Raw genomic sequence first — 25,267 nt, 5'->3', positions numbered from 1 at the left:
AAATGCCTTTTTGGTTAGAAATAGTAATTAATGTTGCTTTTGCCTATTTGGCTTCAGCCTGTTTTGCATTAACAATCAATGTCCCAAGACGAGTACTTAATTTGGCCGGCGTGAGTGGAATTATTAGCTGGATTATTTATTGGCTGTCAATGAGAGCGTCGATGGGTCGGTTATTATCCAATTTACTTGGCTCTTTTGCGATTGGTATTTTAGGGATAGTTTTTGCCAGAATGAAAAAATGCCCGGCTACAGTTTTTTATATCCCTGCGATTGTGCCTTTAGTGCCAGGTGTTCCAGCATACCAGGCTGTGCGTGAATTAACATCCGGCAACCTTAGGGGTGCAAATGATGCAGTTTTAAGAGTAATAATTGTCACAGGATCAATTGCTTTGGGGATGCTTTTATCAAATATGTGTGTGGAAATTTTCTTCAGAATAAAAAAATTTTACAAACGTTACTCAGATAAGTATAATAATTAATGCGAGTCGACAAAAACGCGAGATGCGTATTTGTGTGAGGACACCCGCCTTAAGTGGCAGGCACGGGAAGTGCTGGTGGTTGACCAACCTGATGTGAACAGAAGTAGTCACCTGTTAATTTTAACGGGCCTCGATTTGAAAAAGAGCAGATTCTTAATTGAATCTGCTCTTTTTTATTTTAAATATAATGCTTGTTTACCTTGCTGGTTATAACTTTTTTCCAGGTTTTTCCAAGGTATTGCTTTGTTTTTATGACCAAAGGGATCATTAACGTAAACGATTCGTGCCTTTTTATCAAAGCCGGTAATAACGCAAGCGTGTGAAGACGGAGTCACATGAACTTCACCTTGAGCTGTCTGCCACGTTTGCATGTCGCCAACATGATTAAAATTGGTGGTAGTAATAATTAAAACTGGATGACCATCAGAAACCAATTTTATTACTTGGATAAAATCATGATTCGTGAAATTCTTAATACGACTAGTGTACTTTAGTCCGACTTGTTCTAGCGGTTCATTATAAACGCACCAGCCAGCATTAGCCTGACTCATATAGCCAACAAAGCCAACATGAGGGTTGCCGCGGTATTTGCCATCATCCGTATATGAAGAAACGTGCTTAATATTCTCTGAGAGATCGAGTTTATTAACTTTAACACCATAATAGCGCAAAAGCATCGAAAGAGAAGTCACTTCGCAGCCGTTGGGCAAATCCGGATACTGATTTTCTAAAGGAACATCTAACTTCTGGGATGATTTCAAGGTTAACCAATCATAGCGGTCTTTAACACCTGTAGAATTAAAGATTGTATAGACTAAACCTAGAGAAAAAATAACCAATAGTAATATCAAAATAGCTTTAAAGGAAAATCTTTTCTTTTTCATAAAGCTATTTAAACATAGGATGATTATTAAAAGCAAAAAATCGCTCAAATTAATGAGCGATTTTGCTAAATTTTATTTTTTCTTTATTGAAAGCGGTAATTAGTGGTGAGTTGCGCTTGATAAAGCATCAAGACTGTGATCTTCACCTTTAACTGCCATACCTTCAACGTCCATTCCTGGGCAGAAGACTTCGTCTTCAGGTACTCCTCTTTCTTCGGCGAATGCCTTAGTCAAAGTTTCCATGTCCATCAAATGATATTTCTTGTCTGGTTCTTTTGGATCAACTATTTGAATTTGAGCCATCATACCAGCGTCTTCATGTTCAATAATGTGGCAGTGGTACATGAACACACCTGTGTTTTGGAAGTAAACCTTTATGCGAACCGTTTCTTGAGGTGCTACTTCGATAGTGTCTTTGTAAACGCCTCTTTCGTTTGGATATGGTTCTTTACCGTTGCGTGATACAACCAAGAAGTGGGCACCGTGAGTGTGGAATGGGTGCAACATGCCGTTAACTTTATCGTTTGTGTTAGTTACATCCCAGTACTCAGCATTCATCAATTCCTGCTTCATGTCAATTCTTTCCATTGAGAACAACTTGCCGTTGATCATGTTGTGGTTGTCCATAGTAACATGAGGAATTGGTGAGTTAGGGTTAACAACTGGATCGTATGGTTTGAACAATGTGTCAGGAATTACGCTGTCATCTTTTTCATAGCTGTGAATTCTGAATTCAACCAACTTGAAGTCATCAGTGTAAAGGTTGACAACATCGCCTTCTTTGTAATTGCTGAAATCAACAACTACTTGTTGACGCTCACCTGGTCCAATTAAGACTTTAGTCAATTTAACTGGGTGCTCCAAGAATGAGTCATCGCCGGCGATTTGGGTCATTACCAAATCATCGCTGAAGTGCAGGCGCCATTCACGACGGTTGGAACCACCTAAGAAGAGCAAACGTACTTTTTGGGTAGTGACATCAACGTATGGACGAACGACACCGTTGATAATTGGAGTATCACCAAAGATACCCATTGCGTTGTAGTCTGCCTTGTAGTCAAATTGGTTATCTTCGTGGAAAATACGGTCTTGTAAAATAATTGGGAACTCGTCCTTGCCGTATGTCTTAGGAATTGGCAACTTAGCTTCGTTGGCGTCAGTAATAACGACACCCATTGCCAGCCCCATCCAAACTTGCATGGCTGTTGATGGACATGGGTGAGCATGAAGCCATGTTAAGGCTGCCGGTTGCTTAACAGTAAAGTCAATATGCTTTTCTTCACCTGGATAAACTGGTGAGTGGCAAGCACCATCATTACCAGGACCTTGAAGTTCCATACCATGCCAGTGGTATGTAGTTAATTCTGGCAAGCTGTTCTTCAAAGTTACGTGAACGTGTTGACCTCTGGTCAAAACCATAGTTTTACCAAGAACTGGGAAGTTGTAGCCCCAAGTATGAGTCTTTTTACCTGGCAAAAATTGGAAGTCACCTTCTTGGGACTCAATTGTGTACCAAACATCATTGTTTTCTTGTTTATCAGGCTCTAATACTGGTGGAACAATTAAAGGTTGAGCTTCAACACCTTCAGGAATATGAAGATCCTTGTATCCCATTTCGTGATTTTTATCAAAATCTTCGGAATTATAGAAATAATCTGTGTAAACTTTATCTGACATATTCGTCTACCTTTCAGTTAAAAAATTTAGTGAAAAATTTTTAGTTACATGTTAAATTTACTCTATGTGAAAACGCTTGTAAAGTAGATACGGCCAAGTTTTTTAAATAATAATTTATAAAAACGCTTTTTTAAAATTTTATAGAGCAAAGTGTTATTTAATATTAGCAAAAATTCTGCTTTAATAGTGGTTTTCTATGGATAAAAACGGTTTTTAGATATTTTAAATTAACATTGACTAGCAAAAGTGTTTTTTAAAAAATATTTTTAAAAGAAATAAAAAAATTGTTTTTAAACAAAAATTTGAGTATCGTATAAAAGACTGATAAAAATTAATAAATTTAGATAAGGGTTTTTAATTTGAAAATAAGCTTAAAAGATTTAACTGCAAAAATAGAAAAACAAGATTATATTGAAGACTTAGAAACTGTTAAATATGCAGACATTAGCAAGTCAAAAGCTAGAATGCATGAGCTGGCGACTAAATTAGTTACAGAAACTAGAGCAGCACTTAAACATAGTTCATTAAGTCATGTTGCACTTGAAATAAGCGGACAGAGGCCTGTTGTCTTTGCTTTGGAAAGCAATATCATTAATTTGCCTTATAGCAATTACAAAAAGATCGCTAATTTCTTCGAAGAAGGTAGAGAATATCCTGTTGCTATATATTTTGAGACACAATCAGAATATTTGAATGCATCAGGGTTTAGAATTGATCAAATAGCGACAGAAGAAGAGATTGAACAAAATCAAGCAGAAATTGCAGATAGACTGTCAGATGCAATGCAGGAAAAAATTAAGCAGGTCCGTGAATATCAAAAGACTTCATCTTCGACCAAAAAAAAGCCTGCCACTAAAAATACTGCAAAAACTAAGAAAACTACTACTAAAAAGACTAAATAAAAATATTCAATTTTTAACAGGTAAAAGTTTTTTAATTATTGCGTTAATAATACTATTTTTAAGCTCAGCTATTCAAAAGATACTTTTTACAATATAATGGAAAAAGAAGCAGGAGGTCCGTTATGGTTAGCTGGAATCTACTTGGAGTTTTGTTATGGGTAATTGTTATTCTTTATTTAGTTTTTGTTGTGCAAAATATTCGCAAACGCCGAATTACTATGATTATCAAGAAACACAGGCAGTTTAGCTGGCCAAATTTTTTAATCGATATTATTGAAGTGGTTGCTTTAATAGTAGGTATTGTATGGTTGTTTAACAAAACTATACTGGACAATCCTGACCTTGAGGATACAAGTAAAATTACGTCGCATATTACTTACGAGCCTATTGTCATGAACACCGGGGAAGGTAATTCAAGTTACGTTACGATTAATTCGAAAAAGAAAAGAATTAGCACTCAGACTTTTACCTATTATAGACCAGGTAAGAAGATCAAAGTATCCAGCGATTTTGCCACTGTTGCATATGGCAAAAGTCCCTTAGATCTTAATGCCGCAAAAATTCCGTATGATAAAAAAGAACTACAGAAAATGGACCGTAAGTATCAACGTGCTTATGTTGCAATTTATACGGCTGATTATAAAAAGGTGTGGCAGAATGGCATCGGAATGCATGCTGGACACAACGCAACGCGCTACTATTTAATTAGGATTCCGGATTCATCATTTATCAAAGAAAAATAAAATTAATTTAACTAAAGGTTTGCATAATTTCAAAATTGTGCCAAGTCCTATTTTAATTGAAAATCGCAGAGGCTAGTGGTAGCCTCTTTTTTCGTAAAATGAAAAAGTACAAAATTTAAGCAATAACTTAGTTTAATCACCGAATTTGAACAGATCTCGGAGTTTTTATAATGGTCAAAAATATCACAAATAAAAAAATAAAGGGACTAAGTTTGATAACAACATTAGTCCCTTAGTTATAACTGAATCTGTGATGAATTTGCAATTTCGCATTAATTAAAATTCCGTATAGTTTACTTTTTACGAACTTGAACCAGGAGATTTCCCTCGACAAAAGCGAGAATAAAGCTCGCTGTTAAGAAGTCGACTACATTACCAGAGTAAAAAGCGGCCAGTAAGATGAAGCTGCTGGAAACAATTAAAGAACTGACTAAATAAGTGCGTGCTGACTTATATCTTAGCCACCTGTATACTCCATAAAATAAAACTGCCACATATGGTCCGACAAACAGGAGCATTCCGAGCCAGCCTAAAGAATATATTTGGGCGGTAAAATCGCGTTCTAAATTAAAAATATTATTTTCTCGAATGTACGAAATGCCCAAAAATTTATCTAGCTTGTTGTTATTGATTTTGACTACTTGATTAAGCATTGCTTTTTCAATATGGCGATTTTCCATCCGCGCTTGACCCGGTTCATTCATAATTTTGAGCCAAAATTCTGGATCATACTGGTACGGGTAACTTTTGAAAACAAACTTGGGATTGAGAGCATATTCCTGATAATTTTTCTTAATGAAGTAACGTAAAAATTCAGCTCTTTTTTCGCCACTGGGATATTTTTGTAAGCCCGCAGCCAGCTCCTTTTTTTCATCAGTTAAGTCGTGGTCAGATTGTTTGGCTAAATAAATTTCATAATTGTAACGCTGAATTGCAGGGCCAAAAGGCAAAATCACCAGAGATCCTACTTCAATTAGGACTGCAACTAAAAATGCCTTACCACCGTTTTTTACATCTTTAATCAAATATTTATGTAGACCAAACAGGATAAGGCCAATAATTATGCCACCAATTAGGCCAATTGCTGCTACTTTAGTACCAATCTCGATCATTGCCAGAGCTTGCACAACATTTAGCAAAACCGTATGCCAGCTAAATGAAGTAAAAAGATAGTAGAGCATGAGCGGCAGCAGCATAAACAAGACTGCCGATATCATATTGGTAAAGTTGAAGAAACCTTTAGAAGCCATATGGGAATAGCCAATATTAGGATTAAAAAACCATTCAAAAATATTGGCACTGATAGTTCCTGTTTCATAAGATTTAAGAGAAATAACAAAAAGATTGGAAAGAACGATAGTGCCTGAAAAAAGTCCTGAAATACCTTCAATTACCAATTGCAGTTGTTTTTGACTAAAATTTAATTCATTAGTTAAATAAAGAACTGTTAAGGGCAGCATCATTCTGATTAAATAAAAGATTTCCCCGCTCGCAGTATAGCCGTAATTGTTGGGGCTGACACTGGTAAAGTGCTGCACGTGCACTAAATGAAGTGCTGAATAGATGGCTAAAAGAACAATATAAAACAGTAACAATTTTTCCTGTGATAGTTTCTGCCAGGAATTTTTCGAGCTAAAGTAAAGACAAACCAGTACAGCCACAGCCAAAATACGGATAATTGTGGGCAAAGTAAATGGTAAAATATTGGCCAGAGTACCATGGTAAAACCAATATAAATCTAAAAACGGTTGTATTAAAATGAACCAAAATAAGACAGTTCTTGCTTTTTCTTTCACTTTTTTCTCCATATTATAAATATTTTCATGGTTTAATTTTAGGCAAAAACGCAGCAAAAAAAAAGAGCAGTGAATCTTTATTCACTGTTTCTTAATTAAAAAATAGCTGTTAATCTTTTTTCTTGTCAGTATTTGCTTTTTCTTTGGCAGCTTTTTTAATTTTTTCTACTTTAACATCACTTTTGGCCAATGCTTGAATTTCTTTGATCTTCTTTTTAGGAATGCTTTTCAAGTTTTTAAAATTCACTACAATTTTTTGATTAAGATCACTAACTGCAGTTCTGTCAGTAGGATCATAATCAATGATTTTTAGCAGGGCAGAATTTTCGTAAATTTTTTCTACTTTACCTAAAAAAGGTTTGGTCAGTTCTTCTTCAGATTTAGCGCTAAGAATGTCATCTGCTTTCACATCTGCTTTTTTCATAATAAGTTTTACTTCCTCTCTTACCCATGTTTCATTATAATAGAAAGATATTATTATAAAAGCGAATTGTTTTCAAGTAAAGGAAGCCTGGATTTTGCAAAAATTAATTTTAATTGCTGGCCCTAGTGGTGCAGGCAAAACTACTATTTCAGAGTATTTAGCAAATAAGTTTGATATTCCCAGAGTCTTGACTCATACGACCAGGCCAATTAGACCAGGAGAAAGTCCCGAGAGCTCTTATCATTTTGAAACTGATGCCAGTTTTAAAAAACTGCATTTTTTTGAGCACGTTAAATATGGCTCATATCAATATGGCTCGAGCAGAGAAGCATTAGAGAAAGCCTGGCTGGACCATGATATAGTATCCTTGATTGTTGATATTAAGGGTGCTGCTTCATATTTGGCTGCAATCAATAAGCAAGTTTATTTTTTATATATTACTACCAGCTCTAAAGAGATGCTTGCTGAGCGTTTATTAAAAAGGGGTGATGATCCGCATAAAATTAAAGAACGATTAAGTGGCAGCGAGCTAAATGTATTACCTGATAACTTGAAAAAAGACGCTCACATATTAATTAATGATAACTGGCAGCAGACTGAAAAAGAACTCCTTACCATTGTTACAAGTCTTAGAAACTCACCGAACTAATTAAATTACTTTTGTAAAAAAAAACCCGTTTCAAAATAAAATTCTTAACGTTTTGTAGCTCGTTTGAAACAAATGTGTAACATTAAATGAGTATTATAGAAAATGTCGAAGAAATAGGGCGAATGATTTCTAATTATCATTTGTTGGAATTAAAAAGTTTTGCTTATGAACTAGAAAAGAGTTTAATTTTGAAACACGGACACTCAAAGAGATTAGTTAAGTTAATAACTTTCATTGCTTTGTTTTTCACTAGTACAACTAGTGTAACTGTAGTTAGTGCTGCCACTGCAAATGATGTCAGTGCCAGTAGTGTAACTAAGAAACGGACAGCTGTAGCTAAATTAGCCAAAAAACAGGTAGGTAAAGGCTATGTATACGGTGCTACAGGTCCTTACTCTTTTGATTGTTCCGGTTTAGTACAATATGTGTATAAAAAAGCTGGAGATAAAACTTTACCAAGAACCACTTATTCTCAAGTAGCACAGGGTAAAAAGGTTTCATTAAAAAAATTAAAGAAAGGTGATTTGCTTTTCTGGGGTTCTTCTGTTGCACCTTATCATGTTGGCATTTATGTTGGAGATAACCAATTTGTTCATGCAGCTACCCCAAGTCAAGGTGTTTTAAAGCAATCAATTAGTGCCTATTTCTATCCCTCCGCTGCTAAACGTATTTTAGATTAATTAAACTCTAGTTCTATATTTTAAAAATTATAAAATTGCAGATATGCTCTTTCAGGTATAGTGAAGTTGAAAGGGCTTTTTTTACTTACTGGTATTATTATTGTAACCTTATTGTAACAATATGCGAGTAAAATTGATTTTGTAACATAGAAATAGAACTTAATTTTTAAAAAATTTGATGCGAATACGGGGGGATTTTGATTTTGAAAGTTAAAAGTAATTTAGTTAAATTTACTACTGCAGCTGCTTTGACTATTACTGGATTTGGTATTGCAAACGCAGTAAATACCAACTCTGTGGCTACTAATGTTAAGGCTTCTACAAACAAGTTAAAAATCAATTATGTTCCTGGATACGGCATTAATGTGTGGGATAATTATGAAAATCCTACTTTTACTGGTAAAAGAATTAAGCACGGTAAAACAGTGAGCATTTTAAGCAGTGCAATTGATAAAAAGGGAAATACTTGGTATCAGATTGGTGAAAATCAATGGATTCAAGCTCGTTATACTGTCAAGCCGGGAGTCAAAATAGCAAAAGTTCAAGCCAGAACTGTCAAGAAGAAAAGTGTAAAACAAGCTGAAAAAGTTGTTGATTTGGCAAATGCTGAAGTTGGAAAATCATACGCGTGGGGCGGAAACGGACCTCAAGGTTTTGATTGTTCAGGTTTAGCTCAATATGTTTACAGCAAAGCTACCGGAGTAAACTTGAGTCGTACAACTTATTCACAAGTTAAGCAGGGCAAGAAAGTTTCAATGCAAAATTTAAAGCCCGGTGACCTTCTATTTTGGGGTTCATCAACAGCTCCATATCATGTGGGTATCTATGTTGGTGACAATCAATATGTACATGCTGCTACTCCGGCTCAAGGGGTTGTAAAAGAAAATTTAAGTTCATATTTCTATCCATCAGTTGCAAAACGTGTTCTTGAATAAGAATAAGTTTGAAATTTAAAACACTTAGAAAATCTTCTAAGTGTTTTTTTATTGCTAATTGATTGGTGTAACTTGATTAAAAATCTGAAGCGTTTAAAATAAAATTGAATACTAATTTTTGATCAAATTAAGCTATTGAAGGAGAACTGATTTGATGAAGCGTAATTTTTGGAAAATGGGTCTTGCAGCGGCATTGACTCTAACCGGAATTGGTGTGGCTTCACCGCAGAAAGCTGTGGATGCTGCTACATTAAAAGTCCCAGTCAAGAGGATTCAAATTAGTTGTTTACCAAATAAAGATGTCAAGATATGGACTAATTTTGAGGGGGGACAACTAATAAGTTTTCGTGCTAAAAATAAAAGTAAGTGGAATGTTGCTAAAACAGCAGTGGACCGCAAAGGTAAGCTATGGTATATGATTGGTGACAGTGAGTGGATTGAAGCTCGCTATACTGAAGATCTAGAAGAAAAATCTGATGCTAAAACTGCTCGTGAACAAGTAAAATCTGTTGCCACAAAAAAGAAAGATAAAAAAATAAAGCCTAAAAAGGCATTAAAAGTACCAAAAAAGCAAAAAGTTCAAAAACAAAAAGTAGTTGTTCCTAGTTTAAATAATGTTATTAAAAGGAAGAGTAATAAAACTACCGTAAATCCAATTAATTTAGGTAATAAAACTGTTTCTAATAATTCTTCAAGCGATACTTCAAGACGTGCACAGGCTGTAGTCAGTTTAGCTGAAAGTCAATTAGGCAAAAGCTATGTCTGGGGTGGCAACGGTCCAGACAGCTATGATTGCTCTGGCCTGGTGCAGTATGTGTATAATCAAGTTGGTGGTGTGAAATTACCTCGTGTAACGACTGATCAAGTAAAGGTTGGGCAAACGGTGGCAATGAGCCAGTTGCAGCCTGGAGATTTATTATATTGGGGCTCGACAGATGCGCCTTATCATGTTGGCATTTATGTTGGAAATAATCAGTACGTCAGTGCCGCCACACCGGAACAAGGCGTTGTATTACAAACAATCAGCTCATATTTTTATCCTTGTATAGCAAAACGTGTTCTTCTCTAATTTACAGGCAAAGTTCATGATTAAATTGATTTTCGATTATCAATTTATATTAAAAAAGATTCTCATATGATATGACTCCCAAATTTAGGACAAATTTGGGGGTCACATCAATATTGAAGTGAGAATCTTTTTTATTAGTGTTAGTTTTCTATCGTTTATTTTCGTCTAGACAATATAACTGGCCAATTGTGCTTGTTCTCTAGGTGAGAGCCGCACAGCAATATGAACACCATCATTTTGATATGTCTCTGTTAATACTTGGGCATTTTCATGTAAATAGGATAAAATCTTTCCTGCGGATAAAGGCAATAACAAATTGATTTTTTTATAATTGGTAAAAATTCGTTTTGTTATTAAATCAGCGAGGGTTTCAATAGATTTAGTGTCAACTGCAGAATATAAAATGCCGCTGCCTTCAATTTGGGGATAATTGCGTTCCGACTTGTCAGCCTTGTTATAGGCAGTTATTATTGGAGTGTTTTTGACACCAATTTCATTAAGCACATTTTGTGTAGTGCGAATCATTTGAATCATATTAGGATCTGAAGCATCAACAACGTTTATTAATAAGTCGGCATCTTTAACTTCTTGCAAAGTAGCTTTAAAAGATTCAATCAAATTATGAGGTAATTTAGAAATAAAACCAACTGTGTCTGAAAGAATAAAACTAAAATTATTTTCTAAGTCTATTCTGCGTACGTTTGTATCTAATGTGGCAAATAACATATTTTTCACAAAAACTTGTTTATCGCTATGTTTAGAAAATTCTTTTAGCAGTCCATTCATTGTGGTTGATTTGCCGGCATTGGTATAACCAACAAGTGCTACTTTTGGAATATGGTTTTGATTACGCCTTTTGGCTTTGATTTGTTCCTGCTTATCAATTGCTTGCAATTCCCTTTTTATAATAGAAATTTGTTTACCAATAGTACGCCGGTTCAATTCCAGTTTGGATTCACCAGCACCACGGTTGGCAAAGCCGCCGCCAGTTGAGCCACCATTACCGCGTTGCTGGTCCAGGGTATTTTCTGATGGGTGCAAACGTGGCAATTCATACTGCAGGCGTGCCAGTTGAACCTGCAGTTTTGCTTGCTTAGTGCGTGCTCTACTTGAAAATATTTCTAAAATTAATTCGGTACGATCAATTACTCGTAATTTAGTTAATTTCTCTAAGTTCCGAATTTGAACCGGCGTCAATTCATCATTAAGTACTAGAACTTTTGCTTTTAAACCATGTGCCATATCCTTAATTTCATTGATTTTTCCTAAGCCAAAATAAGTGCCAGCTATTATATGTTCCTCATTTTGTCGAGCTTGTCCTACAACCTCCATGTTTGCGGCTTCTGTAAGGTTAGCCAGTTCACTCATGTAGTAGTCAAAATTAGGATCATTTAAATTGGCTCCAGCAATAAATGCTTTTGTTTTACGTGGAGTATTTTCAATCATTTATTTCTCTTTCTGTAAATAAATTTATTAAGTGGTATTTCTCAAAAAAATTAAAAATTATTAATCCTCATGTTTCGTGCTTCTTTCGCGTCTATGATAGTTTAATTTTAATACAAATCGCTTTGTTTACCAAAAAGAAGAAGTAAAGTTAAAAAATAAATAATTAGCCTTTTGATAATGATATTACAAATTATTGCTTTTGCTGGACTTATCATTAATATAAATAGCTGCCTCATTTAAAAATGTAATTAATATTTTTGTACTGCGTTTTTGCTTAAAGGTAACAATATTTTATTTAGAAAAAGAAAAGCTAAATCAAAAGTAAAAAGCACATTCTAAAAGATGTGCTTTTTTGTTGTCAAAATCTCTAGTTAACTGATTGCACCAGAAATAATAGTTAATCTTGACTTTTGCTTATTCAGTTGTCGTGCTTGAATATTGGTTGAGAACGATTACATCTAGAAAGAGGCTAAATAATGCTGGAACAATTAAAAAAAGAAGTTTATGAGGCCAATATGCAGTTACCCCAATTAGGTTTGGTTACCTTTACTTGGGGCAATGTTTCTGGCATTGACCGTGAGCAAGGATTATTTGTTATTAAGCCTTCAGGAGTTGAATATGACAAATTAGTACCTGAGGATATGGTAGTTGTCGACTTAGCCGGCAAGGTAGTTGAAGGTAAGCTCAATCCATCAAGTGACACTCCAACTCATACATATTTATATAATCACTTTCCCAAAATTGGCGGCATTGTTCATACTCATTCACCGTGGGCAGTAGCTTTTGCGGCAGCTAAAATGGATATTCCGGCACTCAACACTACCCATGCTGATACTTTCTACACTAATGTTCCCGCAGCTGATGCACTGACAAAAGAAGAAATTGCAGCAGACTACGAGTGCAATACAGGTAAGACAATTGTCCGCACTTTTAAGGAGCGCAACCTTGACTATTTAGCAACTCCTGCTGCTTTGGTTAGTCAGCATGGGCCGTTCTGCTGGGGGTCAACGCCAGACAAGGCAGTATATAATGCGAAGGTTTTAGAAGTTGTCGCAGAAGAAGATTATCACACTTTGCAACTAACAAGAAAAAATTGCGAACTGCCACGATACCTGCTTGATAAACATTATTACAGGAAACATGGAGCTAATGCTTACTATGGTCAAACTAGTGCGAAATCTTTTTCTCACAATTAAAAATTATCCGATAAAGGAGGTGAATAAATGGAGCTTTTACTTCCAGAATTAGTTTTTGCACATGTAAGAGTAAATACAGCTGATGAAGTACTTCATTTTCTGGCAAATAAGCTGCAAGTTAATGGTAAGGTTAAAAATACTTTTGAAAATGCGGTTATGAAGAGGGAAAAAATCCACCCAACAGGTTTGCCTAGTGGCAAAATTGCGGTTGCAATTCCTCATACAGATGTGCAGTACGTTAATGAAGCAGCAATAGCTTTTGCTACTTTGGATCATCCAATACCATTTCATAATATGGCTGAAACTCAGAAAATCTTGGATGTTCAGATTGTTGTGATGCTGGCATTAAAAGACCCGCATAGTCAGGTTAAGATGTTGCAAAAGTTAATGACGTTATTCCAAAATCAAAAGCTTTTAAGTGATTTGCAAAAGTTGACTGATAGTCAGGAACTTTATCAAATTGTTTCTAAGCATATTTAAAAATAAAGAGAGGGAGTTATTTATGAAACCTGTTATTGATTTCATTATGTATATAGTTGGCTTGAGACCAACAGTCCTAATTCCAATTATTATGTTAATCTTTGGCTTGTGTGTACGAGTGCCGTTTACCAAAGCATTGCGTGGTGGCCTAATGGTTGGAATTGGCTTTATTGGTTTGAATGCGACAGTTTCAATCTTGACTGATGTTATGAATCCTGCAATTAAAAACATGATTCAGGTAATGCACTTAAATTTGCAGGTAATTGATGTTGGCTGGCCCTCAGCTTCAGCTATTGCATATGGTACTGCAGTTGGAGTCAGTATGATTCCTTTGGGAATAGCAATAAATGTTTTGATGCTGGTTACAAAAACCACGTCAACTATTGACGTTGATATTTGGGACTTTTGGCATTTCGCATTTAGTGGATCTTTAGTTTACGCTTTAACAAAAGATATTGTCCTTAGCTTGTTTCTAGCAAGTGTAAACATGATCGTAATCATGGTTACAGCTGACAGAACTGCACCACTTTCGGAAAAATACTTGGGTTTACCGGGAATTTCCATTCCTCATGGTTATGCAGGCTCTTTTGTGCCGGTGGCAATTGTTTTCAACTGGATTATTGACAAAATCCCTGGTGTCAATAAAATTCATATGGATGCTAAAGATTTTAATAAAAGATTCGGTTCCTGGGGTGAACCAACGCTTTTAGGTTTTGCGATTGGTATCATTATTGGAATTTTGGCATATGGTTTCATTCCGGGGATGACTATCGCCACTAAGCTAGGTAAAATCATGTTGATGGGTGTTACTCTTTCTGCCGTGATGATTATTACACCAAAAATGGCAGCTTTGTTATTACAAGGAGTTGTACCAGTTTCAAACGCCATTCAGGCATTTACTCAAAAGAAATTTTCAGGTAAAAGAAAAATTTATATCGGAATGGATACTGCTGTCGGTATCGGTAGTCCAGTAGTTTTGGCTTGTGCTACCCTAATGATTCCTGTTGCTCTATTGTTTGCGTTTATTTTACCTGGAAACCAATTCCTGCCAACTATTGGTTTAGTAGGGTTTGTTTTTATGTTTCCGTTAATAGTTTCAGTTACTCACGGTGACTTTTTCAGATCATTTATTATTGGTGCCATTAATGTCGTCATTGGTTTGTGGATTGGTACTAATTTGGCACCACTTATTACCAAATGTGCTCGTGCTGCTCATTTTGCTATTCCGAAAGGTTCGTCTTTGATTTCAAGTATTGATTATGGTTCCAACCCATATCCCTGGTTGATAGTCCAAATTGCTCCTTATAAGATTGCAGCTTATGCAATTGGCATTATTCTGATAGTGGGACTTTGCTGGTGGAACAGGAAAAAGATTATTGCTGAAGAAAATCAGATGGCAGCAAGTGCTAAAGAAAAATAATTGTTTAGGTAAGGAGAAAAAATCATGAAGAAAATTTTAGTTGCATGCGGTGCGGGGGTCGTGACCAGTACCACTGCTATGAATAAATTACAAGAGGAATTAAGTAATCGCGGCATTTCAACTGATGAGTATTCTTTAGGACAATCATCAGTTGCACAGGTCGAGTCTTTAGCCCCTGAATATGATTTAGTTATTACTACTACTCAATATGATAATGACGCTGTTAAAATTCCAGTTATTAATGGTTTACCACTTTTAACTAATGTAGGAATTGATAATGTTATTAATGAAGTAGTCGATAAATTAGGACTTTAACTTTTTTACGGTGAATTGCTATGTTACTAAATTTAAAGGGTGATTAACATGGCAACAAGTAATTATGCCATGACACCAGCCAGCAGACTTTTTAAATACTTACTTCAAGCGCCAGATTTTGTGAGTTTAAAAGAAATTCTGGAAACATTTAATATCTCTCGGCGGACGGCTTTTAATTGGTTAAAAACTATCAATAATACGCTAAAGCAGAATCAACTTGATGAAGTAATCAACGTGCCTCGATACGGATATAAAATAACCGATAAGACCAAAAAAAGTATAATAGCTGGTTCAAATATGGGTAACTTAACGTCAACTCATGAATTAGGAGTACCTTTAGATGCTATAGATCGTCGTACTGCAATTGTTTTATTGCTGATAGATCAGAATAAATATCTTTCAATTAACAAATTGGCACAAAAATTCAATTGTTCTCGTAATACAATTATTAAGGATTTTAAAGCAGTTAATAAATGTTTCCCAAGGTTAAAAATTGTTAGTTCACACTTAGGACATAAAATAAATTGCAATGAATCAGCTATTCGCATCACAATTTATAAATTATTGATGCAGCATAATAAATTGGTTTATAAGTATATAGAACACTTGAATTTTCCGGTAGCTAAATCTAGAGAGCTAGTTGAGGATATTCAGCAAAATCTCCAAATGAATTTTTCTGAAAATTCTGTTCAACAACTGGCTTATCTTTTGGTATTTATTTATTCAAGGATTAAAAATGATCGTTATGTTAAAACTATAGCTGATTACAATTGGATAGCTAACAATACAACTAATGTTTTAGCTAACTGTAAATATCTGCTCTACCTTCTTACAAGTAAAAAAATCACTGAAGGTGAAGTGGTTTTTTTAAGTAAAATAGTTTTGTGTTCGCAAGCTACTGAAGTCAACTGTGTAAATGATTCTTTATACCAGGACTTAGATCAAATAGCTCAGGAAATAATTTTTCGCTATGAGCAATTAACAGAACAAAAAATTTCTTACAAATTGTTTACAAAAGTTTTATGTAACCATTTATATGCTACATTTTTTAGAGTTAAATTTGACATACCATTTTCTTCTAATGAAGTTAATGAAATTAAGCGTCAATATCCAGAACTAGTTAAGTTTACTGCAATTGCCTGTGCGCCTTTAGAGCAATATTTACAAAAAAAATTACCTAGTGAAGAAGTAGCACTAATATGTCTTTATTTTGGATCAGTTAATACTAAGGGATATCAAGATATATCAAACAAGGATAAAATAAAAAGGGCTTCACTGGCTGAAGTTCTGGTTGTTTGCACAAGTGGAATTGGTACATCTGCAATGCTTTATCATGAACTAAATAAAATGTATCCGTTAATTAAATTTTCGCTGCCACTGGAAATTCGAGATTTGCCACTGATTTTTAAGCATGAATATCAAGCAAAATTAATTATTAGTACTGCTATATTGCCGAAAAAGATTTTTCCAATTCCGGTTATCAAAGTTAAAGCAGTGTTAACCAAACATGATGAAAGTGTTATCGAAAATTTTTTCCGTCAAAAAGTTCCGCAGAAAATTGAACATAATAAAAGTACAGTAAGCAATCTTTTATCAATTATTAACGAATATGCAGATGTAAAAGACGTTAATGGTTTGCGGTTAAGTCTTGATAAGTTTATTTCACCGACAATTGATGAAAACAATCAACTTGGCTTACCAACTTTAGGCAATTTATTACCTGCTGATAGAATTAAATTTATTCATAATAATACTTTAAATTGGCAGGAAGTTTTGAAAATGGGCTGTCAATTACTGGAAAAAAACAACATAATAGATAATGATTATTTTGGAAAGATTGTTAAGTTGATTAAGCAGTATGGACCATATATGCTTATTTCCAATGACATTTTTTTAGCTCATGCTGCTCCAAGCAATAGTAATAAAAAAGTAGGACTATCGTTAATTTTATTGGATAAGCCTCTGAGTATCCAAATTCGCCAGCAAAAAGCTACCATCGTTTGTATGTTTATCTTGTCACCAGGACAAAAAAGAGAACACGAAAGAGCCTTAGAACAATTAGTTGATATAGTTAGAAATCCGGATAATGTCAAGCATTTGTTAAATGCTCATAGTCCACAAGAAGTTCGTAAATTACTTTTATCAATTTAGATTAATTACATAATATTCACCTGCTAATTAGAAAAAGCGACTACATAAATATGTGGTCGCTTTTATACTTGGCAGATAGAAAAAAAGGTGTATAATTCAATCTATTAAGGTACCTAACTAATTTCGAAATGGAGAGTATATTAAAATGGCACAAACATTAAGCTATCAATCTAATCAAAAGGTACAAAAAAATCGCTGGTGGATATTAGTTGCTGTGGGTCTGTTTACATTTATGTCAACCCTAGACGGTACGATTGTTAATATTGCTTTGCCAGTGATCAGTAAAGACTTACATATCCCGATGAGTCAATCTGAGTGGGTAGTTTCACTATATTTGATTGTAGTTTGCAGCTTTATTTTATTTTTTGGCAAATTAAGTGACACTTACGGCAAAATAAAGGTTTTTCGCTTGGGAGCTGTATTCTTTATTGCCGGTTCGCTTTTATCAGGAATTAGAATTAATTTAATATTTTTATTGCTGGCCAGGGCACTGCAGGCTTTTGGTGCTGCCATGACCATGGCTACTAATAATGGAATCATTACTGAAATTTTTCCGGCTACTGAAAGAGGAAAGGCATTAGGTACAATCGGATCTTTTGTTGCTCTGGGTTCAATTGCAGGTCCTGGACTTGGTGGCTTAATTTTAAGTCACCTTTCATGGTCTTATATTTTTTGGCTAAATGTTCCTGTCGGCCTAATAGCTGCAATAATTGGGGCTATATTTTTGCCCAAGGATATTACTTTTACTAAATCTGCTTTAGATAAAGCCGGCTCTTTCAGCTTTGCTTTAGGCATGATTACATTGTTTGGAGGTATCTTTTTAGGGCAGCAGCTTGGCTTTAGTTCTTTACCCGTTTTACTTATGTTGCTAGTGGGTCTGGTCAGTTTTATCGGGTTTGTTTACGTTGAAAATCATGTAGTAAATCCATTATTGCAATTTAAATTATTTAAAAATCCAGATTTTTCAGTTAGTCTGCTTTGTGCATTATTAATTTTTATAACTAACTTTTTCTTTAATGTGGTCACTCCCTTTTATTTGGAAAATGCCCGTCACTTGTCACCAGGGAAAACCGGTTTAATTTTAATGATACTACCAGTAGTTCAACTTTTTGCTGCCCCAGTTGCTGGTTCTATATCTGATAAAATCGGTCCTAAATTGATTACTTTTATTGGTCTGGTGTTATTGCTGATCAGTCAGATTGGTTATACATTATGCAGTTTAGATTCATCTATGTGGTTATTCATAATTAGTATCGCAATTATGGGGTTAGGCAGTGGCATATTCAGTTCCCCAAATAATTCTTTAGTTATGAGCTCAGTCGAGCAAAAAGATTTAGGCATTGCAGGCAGTATTAATTCACTTTCTCGAAATCTTGGAATGGTCATTGGTATATCAAGTGCTACTACTGTATTGTTTGCTGCGATGAGCAAAGCAAAGGGAGCAAGAGTTACCGCTTATCTGCCCAAACAACCTGAAATTTTTATTTATGGCATGCATGTGGTTTTTATTATTTCAATGATAATTTGTATGATTACTGTTCTTCTGAGTGGGTGGAGACTATTTAAAAATAATAAATAATTAAATATAAAAAAGTGTTGAAAATTTGATATGACCCCTAAAATTAGGACAAATTTGGGGGTCATATCAATTATAAAAATCAACTCTTTTTTATTTTAAAAAATAATTTTTTAATAATTATTTCTTCTTTTGGGCAATTTGGGTATATTATGGTAGAAGTAAAGAGCAAAATGAGGAGGTCTAGGATGAACCATAAAGTTGTGACGTATCCAGCTGTTTTTAAGCCACTGGAAAATGATATTTATGTAATTAGTTTCCCTGATGTTAAAGGTGGAATAACTGAAGGTCAAGGTTTGCGCGAGTCAATGAAAATGGCCGCTGATACCCTTGCCAGTCGTCTTTATAATAAGTCAGTATTGCCCAAGGCCAGCAAGCTTAGTGATATTGAATTACCAGATGATGGCTCATTTGTTGCACCTGTTTCTGCAGACCTTACCGAAGCTTCGCGTGATCGCATTAATTACGAAATATAATATACAAAAAAAGCATCCCAATCAATTGGGATGCCCTTTTTATTAACTTGTTCCAAAAACTTTTTTATAATCTTCGGGAACAAGTTAATTATAATATATCTAAGTAAATTTTGCTAATAAATTTAGTTTCTTTTAGTAAAAATGCTTTAAAATAACCTTTAGATTAAAATGTTATCTGAAAAGCGCAGTATTATATCATTTTTTGAAAATTTAAGTATAATTTTTCTTCAATAATTTGATTGAATAAAAAGAAGGCATTGCAAAAAATCTTGTATTTTGAGCTCAAATTGACAATAGCACTATTTGAGTGCTATTTTTGAAAGAGAAAAAGTTTGGGAGTAAATTATGCAAACAATTGAAAGTTCTGTTTTGCGTGTTGCTGTTTCTGAAAAGGGAGCTAAAGTGGTTAACTTTGTTGCCCAAAATAGTCAAATTGATTATTTTAAAGATGTTGCTACGCAAAAAGCATTAGAAGTTATTTTTAGAGGAGCCGAACAGAAGGAAAATCTAGCAGATATTCTGCCTTGGACAGTTGTAGACAAGGGGGATTCGCGTGTTAGTTTGGCTTTGATTGACGACAATTCTAGTTATAAAAAGTTTCCGTTCCACTTTGAAGCAATATTAACGTACGCACTAGAGGGAAGTGGAATTGATATTAAATTTTACCTGAAAAATAATTCTCATAAAGATATGCCGTTTTCGCTGAAATTCGTGATACCAGTTTTTTCAGGATGGAAAGTAAATACTAATGCTAACGAAATCGTATTAAATAAAGATAAAAGTAATTTGACCATAGCATCTCCTAATTTTACATTAACAGCTGAAAGCAATCAGATTAGTGTTGCTTATGATGCAGCTACACTGGCTAGTGACAGTGATGAGGATCTGAGATTAAGCCTAGCCTTGAGTTAAATAATTAACGATTTTAATAAGATAAAATAGACAAACCGGCAATGGCTTGTTTTTTTTGCTATAATGTACTCATTGTAATTAAAATTTGGGTAAATAAAAAGTTATGGATCACAACGATAATCATCCGAATAAAAGTCGAGTTGAATTACATGCAAAAGATTACCATAAAAAAAGACGTATTTTGGCGTGGTTATCATGTCTTATAGCACTTTTAGTCTTGGCGGTCTGCGTGTATTCAGCATATATTTATTTTCGTACAAAAGATACAGTTGACGATGCGTATGACGCTAAAAACGGCGTACAGATTAAAAATGGTGAGTTCAACGGTAAGAAAAAATTTGCGGTGTTGTTAATGGGCAGCGATACTGGAGCGCTTGACCGTAAAGAGAAGAAAGGCAACACTGACACCATTATTATTGCCGTTGTTAATCCTCAAAAGAAACGCTACACTTTAATGTCAGTTCCACGAGACACTATGGCTCAAATGGTTGGTGCTGACCAGTTTCAGGTTGAAAAAATAAATGCCGCTTATCCTGTTGGTGGGGCTGCCATGTCGATGGCGAGCGTGTCCAAATTAATAAATGTACCAATTAAATATTATGTTTTGGTAAATATGAAGGGCATTATGCGTCTCATCCGCTATGTTGGCGGTATTAATATCAGACCTACTCTGAGCTTTGAGTATGGTGGTTATATTTTTAAGAAAAATCAGCTGACCCACATGGGTGGCGGTGGTGCTTTGGCATATTCACGAATGCGCTATGATGATCCAGAAGGTGATTATGGTCGTCAAAAGCGTCAGCGCCAAGTGATTACTACTATTATAAAGAAGGCAGTTTCAATTAATACTTTAACTCGCTTGGATTCAGTATTATCGTCAGTTTCTGGAAATCTTAAAACCAATTTACCCTTTGATGCATTGCGTCAGATTGCCTTCAATTATCGTGATTCTACTAAAAACGTAAAAAATGATTATCTTCATGGACACAATGCTACAATAGATGGTTCTTCTTATCAGGTGCAATCTACTAAAGAATTACAACGAGTATCAAATTACCTGCGAGCAGAACTTGGTTTACCCGAAGCGCCTGTAAATAATAATGAAACTTATCAGAATAAGCGTAATAAAATTGATGGCTTCAGTTTTAAAAACCCTGATAGCCAAGAATATCACATATATGAAGATTATCAAGATCAAAGTTACCAAGAAGAAGGTGACTATTGATAATGCGCTTGTGGTCAATCATTATTGGATATGGGTTTGGTTGTCTACTCACTGCCGTGTTGATTTGTCGTTTTGCTTTGCATAAAGATCCTACAAAGGTGGGATCAGGTAATCCGGGAACTGCAAATGTCGGAGCCGTGTTTGGGAAAAAATGGGGTATATTAACTTGTATTGGCGATATACTAAAAACTCTTATTTGTCTTTTAATAGTACACTGTTTTTTCTCAGACAGTATTGCTTTGTTATATGCAGGCTTGGGATTAATGCTAGGCCACTGTTTTCCTTTTTGGGAACATTTCCATGGTGGTAAAGGTGTAACGGTCGCTGTGATAGTAGCAGCACTATATGATACACCAGTAGCTGCAGTTACATTGTTAATTGCTTTTTTCCTGTTGATAATTTTACAAAATTTGACGGTTCCACCAATAATTTTTATAATATTGTTCAGTTTATATGAATTTTTAACAACTCAGGAAGCCGGAATCGTATTATTGATTATGACGTTGGTTATGGTCTATAAATTTAGATATGATCTTCGTGACTTTTTTGCCGGAAAAGGAAAAAAGGTTGATGTTTTATACTCAATTAAGAAAAAGTTGGGTATTAAGCGTGATAATTAATAGCATCATTTTTAGTGAGGAAAATAACTAGAAATATGAATAAAAATAAAAAATCTTTAAAAGCCATCCAGATAATCTGTCTTCTGGTAGCAACTCTGTTCATGCTGATCCAAATGTTCAACTTGAAGGGAATTGCTGCCAGAGCACATTTTTCATTTGTCCGTTTTATGCCAAATATGTTGCATAATGCGACTTTAATGCTTATTCCCATGATATTTGGTGCTGTTTATAGTAAGAAAAAACAAAGTGTTAGCGAAAGTTTTAAATACTGGTTGTTAGCCAGCGTGACTTTGATTGTCTATTACATTTTATTTTTCTTTATAGTTCCTGCCCGCTTTAATATGTGGCGTGTATGGGGCATGTTGTTTCCGATCATTACCAGTACATCTGTTTTGTTTTCTGGTTTGATTTTCTGTTTGTTGATTCAACCACATTTGTATGACTTTTTGCATAAATTGACAGTTAAGCAAAATCTCCTGGTGTTGAGTTTATTAACTCTACTCGGCTTTGCCCTAAGTGCCGGCAACCTGTCATTTCAATATTCGCTATATGGTCTTTACTTGGTTTTATTTTTTGCCTGGGGCATGTTTTTAGCTAATATCCACATTGGCAAAAAATTGTTAACTTTATCTTTAATTAGCGGTTTTCTTTCTTTCTTCATTGTGATAATCGGTGTTTCTGGGTTCGATGCTGTTTACTGGTCACAAATTATTTCTGGCAACGGGGGTGGTGACTGGAACAGGGAGTTCTTAAACAATCCTTCATCTCCGTTCATGTTTTTACTGGTAGTAGCGGTTTTCTTATTATTCAAAAAAGTTATTATGACTTTTAATAAAAAGCAAATGCGCTATTTTATCCCGGTAATCATGATCATGGATGCACCCATTTCTCCGAGGTTTATGAGAGCATTTCAGTTCACTGACTCCTCAATAGTTAACAAGTTGATTATGCTTGTTATTATGCTATTAATTGTGATTGTTTGGTATCAGTTACTTGACCGCTATTTGTTCCAAATCAATCCGTTCGCAAAAATAATTAATTATTTAGATAACGAACCTAATTTAGCTAAGATATGTGAAAAAGTATGGGCAATCTTTACCAAGTTTATAGTTACTAATAGAGTAAATTTGCTTACTTGGGCCTGGTTCTACATTCTAAGTTTTGGTTCTTTCCTAATTGAATCTGATAATTTACGAATTCAAATAAGTACAGCTTCTACAATTAATGCGATAGTTTATCTTCTAGGCACTAAATTCTTTGCCATGATTTTGACAACTATCTTTCTTGATGCGTTGTTCTCCGTCTTTTATTTTGTAACTACACGATACTGGACTTCAAACATTTTAGTCAGTTTGATTGCGATCGGCTGGGCTGTTGCTAATAAGATTAAGCTGATTTTACGTGGAGAGCCAATTTATCCAACTGAACTTAGTGAAATTGTTAATTGGAAAACATTAATACCAATGATCGGTAAGACTACTGTCATTGTGATTTTAGTTGCACTCGTTGTAGTTATTGCTCTCGACATTTTCTTAGAGATGAAATTCCCTGTTAAAAAGCGTGGATCATGGAAGAGACGTGGTATTTGGGCACTTTTAAGCTTATTATTATTTGTAACACCATTGCGTTTTAACCATGACGGCGGAGTTATCTATCATATCAATCGCGGTTTTGATAATAAACAAAGGTTCCGTAATCCCGAACGTGATATTCAGGTAAATGGTCCTGTACTTAATTTCTTGAATTATATTGATTTGCAAATTATGGATCAGCCTGAGGGATATTCAGAAACAAGTATCAAGCAGTTAAATAATAAATATGAAAAAGTTGCTGCTAGGATAAATAAGAAACGCAAAAATACTCTTAAAGATCAAACTATTGTCTTTAATTTGAGTGAAAGTTTTGTTGATCCAAGCACTTTCCCTACATTTAGGCTTGACCGTGATGTTCCAAATCCAGTTAAGTTTATTCAGTCAATGAAGTCACGTTCAACATACGGCAACATGCTCAGTGCTGGTTATGGTGGTGGAACAGCCAACATGGAATGGGAAACTTTAACTGGTTTAAACATGGGAATGTTTAAATCCACCTTGACCCCATATGTTCAAGTGGTTCCAAACTATGATTTTTACCCAACAATAGGGATGAACTTCGATTATAAATCTGCTGTCCACCCATTTATTGGTACTTATTACTCAAGACAGGAAGATTATCATAGGTTTAAATTTGATAAGTTTATCTATGTTGGTTCGAAATATAAGGTTATTGACCAGAAGAAATTGGGTAAGAGTGGTTATAACTCTGACTTTACTACCTATGCTAATGGTCTAAAAGAAATCAATTCCCGCGATGGCGGACAGTTTATCAACTTGATTTCAATTCAAAATCACATGCCATATAATAATTGGTATCCAAATAACGAATATATGGGCAAGATTTCTGGAGAATTATTCAAATCTCCAGCGGTACGTGATCAAATGGCTACCTACGTAAAGGGTACGCAATATACTGACAAGGCAGTCAAGCAGTTTATCGAGCAGATTGATAAAATTAAAAAGCCAATTACTTTGGTCTTTTACGGTGATCACTATCCAAGCATCCTTTCTCAAAGTTATACTGCTAAATACCCGGTACAAATGCACTCGACGCGCTACTTTATCTATTCGAATAAGTATGCACGGCAACATGGCGCTAAAAAGAGATTGCCACGTAAGGCTAATAATTTCGTCAGCTCAAGTGATTTTATTGCAATGATGCTGGAGCAGACAGATTCGAAAGTTACTCCTTACCAGGCTCTGTTAACAGAAGTTCATAAAAGATTACCCGCAATTACTATTAACTTTAAAGGTGATAAAGGCTTCGAGTTAATTGGAAGGCAAGGACAAGTAATAGAACCGAAATACTTGACCAAGAAGCAGCAGGAAGTTTTAGCCGATTATGAGGCTATTCAATATGACATGACAGCTGGGAAGGCCTATGGTCTTAAGATTAAAGGCTTTTATAAGTAATAAAATTATATTGACTTATTAAGAAAAAATGAGTATTATCATTTATAACAAATTTAAGTAGCAGCTTGATTCAGCGTTCAGAGAACTAGCGGTTAGTGTGAGCTAGACAGGTCAAGCGTAGCGAAATACGAGTTGGGTGGTTCCCATAAAGACCATAATTAAGGCACTTGTCATTGAAGTGCGAACGTGGGTGGTACCACGGCT

Annotated in this window: 23 protein-coding genes; 18 read left to right on the top strand and 5 right to left on the bottom strand. The window is 34.9% G+C overall.

Features of this window, described 5'->3' with window-relative positions; translation table 11 throughout:
* The first annotated feature begins 2 nt into the window (after positions 1-2).
* Positions 3-479 carry a threonine/serine exporter family protein gene (locus F5ESL0261_RS08530; protein ID WP_045928612.1) on the top strand — a complete coding sequence of 159 codons (477 nt, stop codon included), beginning with the start codon at positions 3-5 and terminating at the stop codon, positions 477-479.
* Positions 480-652: 173 nt separating this feature from the next.
* On the opposite strand, the gene F5ESL0261_RS08525 is transcribed toward F5ESL0261_RS08530, so the two are convergent.
* Together F5ESL0261_RS08525 and F5ESL0261_RS08520 are read right to left on the bottom strand one after the other, a co-directional pair.
* Positions 653-1,363: a C39 family peptidase gene (locus F5ESL0261_RS08525; RefSeq protein WP_122052896.1), complete on the bottom strand. Its 711-nt coding sequence runs from the start codon at positions 1,361-1,363 to the stop codon at positions 653-655.
* Between the two features lie 99 nt (positions 1,364-1,462).
* Positions 1,463-3,040, bottom strand: a complete 1,578-nt coding sequence (locus F5ESL0261_RS08520) for a multicopper oxidase family protein (protein WP_109586738.1) — start codon at positions 3,038-3,040, stop codon at positions 1,463-1,465.
* 359 nt (positions 3,041-3,399) lie between these two features.
* Between F5ESL0261_RS08520 and F5ESL0261_RS08515 the strand changes: the two genes are divergently transcribed.
* Positions 3,400-3,942, top strand: coding sequence for a hypothetical protein (locus F5ESL0261_RS08515; protein ID WP_122052895.1), 543 nt, complete (start codon positions 3,400-3,402; stop codon positions 3,940-3,942).
* Positions 3,943-4,064: 122 nt separating this feature from the next.
* Positions 4,065-4,685 (top strand): LVIS_2131 family protein, encoded by a 621-nt coding sequence (locus F5ESL0261_RS08510; RefSeq protein WP_045928608.1) that lies wholly within the window; start codon positions 4,065-4,067, stop codon positions 4,683-4,685.
* A gap of 293 nt (positions 4,686-4,978) precedes the next feature.
* Here the strand turns inward: F5ESL0261_RS08510 and F5ESL0261_RS08505 are convergent, their stop codons facing one another.
* A complete protein-coding gene (locus F5ESL0261_RS08505) occupies positions 4,979-6,481 on the bottom strand; it encodes an O-antigen ligase family protein (RefSeq protein ID WP_122052894.1) in 1,503 nt (500 codons plus the stop codon).
* A gap of 109 nt (positions 6,482-6,590) precedes the next feature.
* Entirely contained in the window at positions 6,591-6,905 is a 315-nt protein-coding gene (locus F5ESL0261_RS08500; protein ID WP_045928606.1) for a hypothetical protein, read from the bottom strand.
* Positions 6,906-6,999: 94 nt separating this feature from the next.
* Between F5ESL0261_RS08500 and F5ESL0261_RS08495 the strand changes: the two genes are divergently transcribed.
* From F5ESL0261_RS08495 to F5ESL0261_RS08480, 4 genes are all read left to right on the top strand, one after another.
* Positions 7,000-7,554 (top strand): guanylate kinase, encoded by a 555-nt coding sequence (locus tag F5ESL0261_RS08495; RefSeq protein ID WP_122052893.1) that lies wholly within the window; start codon positions 7,000-7,002, stop codon positions 7,552-7,554.
* A gap of 86 nt (positions 7,555-7,640) precedes the next feature.
* Complete coding sequence (locus tag F5ESL0261_RS08490) at positions 7,641-8,234, top strand: C40 family peptidase (protein WP_233560917.1); 594 nt, start codon at positions 7,641-7,643, stop codon at positions 8,232-8,234.
* Between the two features lie 203 nt (positions 8,235-8,437).
* Positions 8,438-9,169, top strand: a complete 732-nt coding sequence (locus tag F5ESL0261_RS08485; RefSeq protein WP_122052892.1) for a C40 family peptidase — start codon at positions 8,438-8,440, stop codon at positions 9,167-9,169.
* A gap of 154 nt (positions 9,170-9,323) precedes the next feature.
* A complete protein-coding gene (locus F5ESL0261_RS08480; protein ID WP_122052891.1) occupies positions 9,324-10,238 on the top strand; it encodes a C40 family peptidase in 915 nt (304 codons plus the stop codon).
* A gap of 165 nt (positions 10,239-10,403) precedes the next feature.
* On the opposite strand, the gene hflX is transcribed toward F5ESL0261_RS08480, so the two are convergent.
* Positions 10,404-11,684, bottom strand: a complete 1,281-nt coding sequence (gene hflX, locus F5ESL0261_RS08475; protein ID WP_122052890.1) for a GTPase HflX — start codon at positions 11,682-11,684, stop codon at positions 10,404-10,406.
* A 476-nt stretch (positions 11,685-12,160) separates the two neighbouring features.
* On the opposite strand from hflX, the gene F5ESL0261_RS08470 reads away from it, so the two are divergent.
* The 11 genes from F5ESL0261_RS08470 (at position 12,161) to F5ESL0261_RS08420 (ending at position 25,063) form a co-directional block, all read left to right on the top strand.
* Positions 12,161-12,880 carry an L-ribulose-5-phosphate 4-epimerase gene (locus F5ESL0261_RS08470; RefSeq protein ID WP_122052889.1) on the top strand — a complete coding sequence of 240 codons (720 nt, stop codon included), beginning with the start codon at positions 12,161-12,163 and terminating at the stop codon, positions 12,878-12,880.
* 27 nt (positions 12,881-12,907) lie between these two features.
* Positions 12,908-13,360, top strand: a complete 453-nt coding sequence (locus F5ESL0261_RS08465) for a PTS sugar transporter subunit IIA (protein WP_122052888.1) — start codon at positions 12,908-12,910, stop codon at positions 13,358-13,360.
* 22 nt (positions 13,361-13,382) lie between these two features.
* Complete coding sequence (locus F5ESL0261_RS08460; RefSeq protein ID WP_122052887.1) at positions 13,383-14,780, top strand: PTS galactitol transporter subunit IIC; 1,398 nt, start codon at positions 13,383-13,385, stop codon at positions 14,778-14,780.
* Positions 14,781-14,804: 24 nt separating this feature from the next.
* Positions 14,805-15,095 carry a PTS sugar transporter subunit IIB gene (locus F5ESL0261_RS08455; protein WP_109586726.1) on the top strand — a complete coding sequence of 97 codons (291 nt, stop codon included), beginning with the start codon at positions 14,805-14,807 and terminating at the stop codon, positions 15,093-15,095.
* A 48-nt stretch (positions 15,096-15,143) separates the two neighbouring features.
* Positions 15,144-17,246, top strand: a complete 2,103-nt coding sequence (locus tag F5ESL0261_RS08450; RefSeq protein WP_109586725.1) for a transcription antiterminator — start codon at positions 15,144-15,146, stop codon at positions 17,244-17,246.
* Between the two features lie 145 nt (positions 17,247-17,391).
* On the top strand, positions 17,392-18,825 hold the full coding sequence (locus tag F5ESL0261_RS08445) for an MFS transporter (RefSeq protein ID WP_122052886.1): 1,434 nt from the start codon (positions 17,392-17,394) through the stop codon (positions 18,823-18,825).
* 185 nt (positions 18,826-19,010) lie between these two features.
* Positions 19,011-19,298 carry a type II toxin-antitoxin system HicB family antitoxin gene (locus tag F5ESL0261_RS08440; protein WP_045928599.1) on the top strand — a complete coding sequence of 96 codons (288 nt, stop codon included), beginning with the start codon at positions 19,011-19,013 and terminating at the stop codon, positions 19,296-19,298.
* A gap of 345 nt (positions 19,299-19,643) precedes the next feature.
* Positions 19,644-20,210, top strand: a complete 567-nt coding sequence (locus F5ESL0261_RS08435) for an aldose epimerase (RefSeq protein ID WP_122052885.1) — start codon at positions 19,644-19,646, stop codon at positions 20,208-20,210.
* Between the two features lie 103 nt (positions 20,211-20,313).
* Entirely contained in the window at positions 20,314-21,435 is a 1,122-nt protein-coding gene (locus F5ESL0261_RS08430) for an LCP family protein (RefSeq protein WP_109586722.1), read from the top strand.
* On the top strand, positions 21,435-22,055 hold the full coding sequence (locus F5ESL0261_RS08425) for a glycerol-3-phosphate acyltransferase (RefSeq protein ID WP_122052932.1): 621 nt from the start codon (positions 21,435-21,437) through the stop codon (positions 22,053-22,055). Before F5ESL0261_RS08430 ends, F5ESL0261_RS08425 begins: the two co-directional genes overlap by 1 nt.
* Positions 22,056-22,090: 35 nt before the next feature.
* A complete protein-coding gene (locus F5ESL0261_RS08420) occupies positions 22,091-25,063 on the top strand; it encodes an alkaline phosphatase family protein (RefSeq protein WP_122052884.1) in 2,973 nt (990 codons plus the stop codon).
* Positions 25,064-25,267: the final 204 nt, after the last annotated feature.

It is taken from the genome of Lactobacillus sp. ESL0261 (assembly GCF_003693025.1).
GTDB lineage: Bacteria > Bacillota > Bacilli > Lactobacillales > Lactobacillaceae > Lactobacillus > Lactobacillus kullabergensis.
The sequence above is the reverse complement of the archived record's forward strand: the minus strand, read 5'-3'. Positions and strand labels throughout refer to the sequence as shown.